We start from the raw sequence: 2,974 nt of genomic DNA, 5'->3' as shown, positions 1-2,974 counted from the left end.
GAGGACCTACGACACTCCCTAGCCGTGCCAGCGGGCCTGTGGATAACTCGGCAGCATCCGGAATCGGGTCGCAGATATCGATCATCGACACGCTCGACCTGCCGTATCTTCGCCGGCATGCATCAAACCCCAATCCGGGCGCTGCTCCTCACCGGTACCGTCGGTTCGGGCAAGACCACGGTGGCGGAGACGGTCGGCGACCTGCTCTCGGACGCCGGCATCGCTCATGCTGTCATCGACGTTGACTGGCTGCGCCGGTCGTGGCCCTGCCCGCCAGACGATCCATTCAACGGCGGGATGGCCCTGCGTAATCTGCGCGCCGTCGCCCAGAACTACCTCCGGGCGGGTTGCGCGCGGCTCGTCCTGGCCGGCGTCCTGGAAAGCCGTGTAGAGCGGGATGCCTACCAGGACGCGGTGACGGTTCCCCTCACGGTCTGCCGGCTTCGAGTCGACCTGTCGACGATTCGGCAACGCCTGATTCGACGCCACGAGAACGACGATGACGGGTTGCGCTGGCACCTCAACCGGTCCGGCGAACTTGACCGGATCTTGGAACAGGCACGGGTCGAGGATGTCGTGGTCGATGCCACGACGACATCCATCCGTGAAACCGCGGAAGCGGTGATGGCCGCAATCCGCTGGTCACCGATACGACCGGGCCAGCCACGTTAGCGCGAGTCCGATCCCGGTGGTCTTGCCGCGATTCCGTCCGGACCCCTCGATACGCGGCATACCGGAGTCCGGCAAATGCGCACGCGCGAATCCTTGCGGCGCCGCCGTACCGTGAAAGCTCCGGTGTGTCATTCGCGGCGTCGAGGAGAGTCATGGTCGATACTGTGATCGCCGATGACCGCGAAATGACGACGGTGATCAATGCCGGATTCGCCAAGGTACTGACGGTTCGCGCCACGAAGTTGGGGCGTCCGGGACCGACGCCGACGAGTTTCCGCACCGCCGTCCGTTCGGCTTGCCTGGTCGCTTCCCTGCCGCTGTTCCTCGAACTCGGGTTCGTCGCGATCGTGCCCGGAGCGGCGCTGCACACCGTTCGCGCGGTCACCTGGGTGCTCACCATGAGTGGCCTGGATCTGTTCGCCATTCTGCTCGGGTGGCGCACCTGGACGCTGTTGGGCCGCGCCGGACCGAAGATTGACGACCTCCTGCAGAACGCCGGTGACCGGGTCGTGCTGGCCACCTGGTTTCGCGGAACGTTGTCGTTGGGGCGCCAACTGGTCTGTTCGGCCGCGTCCGCCGTGGGCGCCTGCGTTCTGTTGAGGCTCACGGCCCCGGCGATCGCGCAAAATCTGGAGATCGGTCCGGTCTCGTACTGTGCGGTGGCCCTGACCGGATTAATCGCCGGCAACTGCCTGTACTGGCTGGTTGTCATGTCGGAGTTCAGCCGCCGCCTTCTGCGCCGGCCGGGTCTTGCCGTCGTCTGGCACTCTCCCGCCAGCACTCCGGGGCTGAGCCTGCTCAGCGACGCGTTCGCCAGCCTTACGGCCGCCGCACTGGTGGCGTTTCTCGCCGCGGAAATTCTCACACTTCACGCCCTGAGTTACGGCCACAGCGCCGTGCTCACCGTGATCTCGAACATTATGCCGGTACTCGCCGGCGTCGGCGCGCTGCTCGCGGGCATCCTCCCGCACATCTGGCTCTACCTCGCGGTACGCGACGCGCGGCGGTCCGCCCTCGACAAGCTGCGGCCGCTCATCGACAACGAACCGCCGGGCACCGGGGAGAACGCCGAGCAACTGCACGCGAGGATCGAGCTCTACCGGCTCGTGGAGACCAGTCCGGGCCTGCCGTTCAACGCCGCGTCGATGGTCCAGTACGCCGCGGCGGTCCTGGGCACGCTGCTCGCCTTCTTCCTCGAACGGCACTGACGCCGGGCTACTCCGTCGCTCCGGGTCGTCGCGACAACGGTGGCGGGGCGGACTCGTGGGCCTGTCGCCGCATCCGCTCGCGGTAAAACGCGCTTTCTTCTGACGAGCGATCCGCCCGTACCGATACGAACCGTCGAGCGAGGCTCCGCATCCACAGCGGGGACACCGTGTCGATCGCGGCGATTCCCCGGAGCCAGCCCGGGATCATGACCGTCAGCGGAGGATGCTCCCGGCGGAGGATCCGCACCACGGACGCCGCCACCCGATCCGCGGTGACCCGTTGAATGCCGCGGATGGTGAGCCCGGCCGCCATCTCCGTGCTGACCAGGGACGGCATGACGGCGGTGAGGCGGACGCCCGTCCCGAGGAGTTCGAACTGAACGGCTTCGGTGAGCGCCACGACGGCATGCTTGGAGGCCGAGTAGACCGCGGCGTTGGGCGCGGATATCCGCCCGGAGGCTGACGCGATGTTGACGACCCTTCCGGATCCACGACTCACCATCGACGGCAACACCAGGCGCATGCCCCGGGCGACCCCGCCGCTGTTCACCCCGAACATCGCCGACTGTTCCTCGGGGGACGACCCGATGAACCCGCCGATCGCGGCGAGGCCGGCGCTGTTCACCAGCACGTCGACGGGGCCCAGCGACTCGCGCACGGTCGCCAGGAACGCCTCGAACGACTGTTCGTCGCGGACGTCGAGAGTGAGGCCGAGAGCGCCGATCCGCTGCGCCGCCAGGCCCGCGAGTTCGCCGTCGAGGTCGCCGACCGCGACGCGGGCACCGCGCGCCACGAGCGCGCGAGCGACCGCGAGGCCGATCCCGCGCGCCCCGCCGGTGATGGCTGCCACCGACCCTCGAAGGTCTCGCACACACCCCTCCGATCAGCGCGGATTCCACCCGATGCCGGATAGGACCAGGATGGCACCGCCGAGCAACGGTATGTCAGGGGCAACCGTATGTCAGAGGCAACGGTATGTCAGCGAGAACGGGCGTGTCACTGCAACGGCATGCCAGGGCAACGGCATGCCAGGGCAACGGCATGCCAGGGCAACGGCATGCCAGGGCAACGGCATGCCAGGGCAACGGCATGCC

The 2,974-nt window shown here is 67.7% G+C and carries 3 protein-coding genes; 2 read left to right on the top strand and 1 reads right to left on the bottom strand.

Annotated features, from left to right (window positions below; genetic code table 11):
- On the top strand, positions 1-672 hold a 672-nt coding region (locus tag Raf01_RS33870), incomplete at its 5' end, for an AAA family ATPase (RefSeq protein ID WP_203922165.1).
- Positions 673-824: 152 nt separating this feature from the next.
- Positions 825-1,880, top strand: a complete 1,056-nt coding sequence (locus tag Raf01_RS33865; protein ID WP_203922164.1) for a hypothetical protein — start codon at positions 825-827, stop codon at positions 1,878-1,880.
- Positions 1,881-1,887: 7 nt separating this feature from the next.
- On the opposite strand, the gene Raf01_RS33860 is transcribed toward Raf01_RS33865, so the two are convergent.
- Positions 1,888-2,730, bottom strand: coding sequence for an SDR family NAD(P)-dependent oxidoreductase (locus Raf01_RS33860; RefSeq protein WP_203922163.1), 843 nt, complete (start codon positions 2,728-2,730; stop codon positions 1,888-1,890).
- Positions 2,731-2,974: the final 244 nt, after the last annotated feature.

The sequence above is a fragment of the Rugosimonospora africana genome, assembly GCF_016862975.1.
Classification (GTDB): domain Bacteria; phylum Actinomycetota; class Actinomycetes; order Mycobacteriales; family Micromonosporaceae; genus Rugosimonospora; species Rugosimonospora africana.
This window is presented reverse-complemented; position numbering and strand designations above follow the sequence as displayed.

Coding starts and splice junctions, on each gene's coding strand:
- Raf01_RS33865 (WP_203922164.1), top strand. CDS start 825: ATGGTCGATACTGTGATCGCCGATGACCGCGAAATGACGACGGTGATC.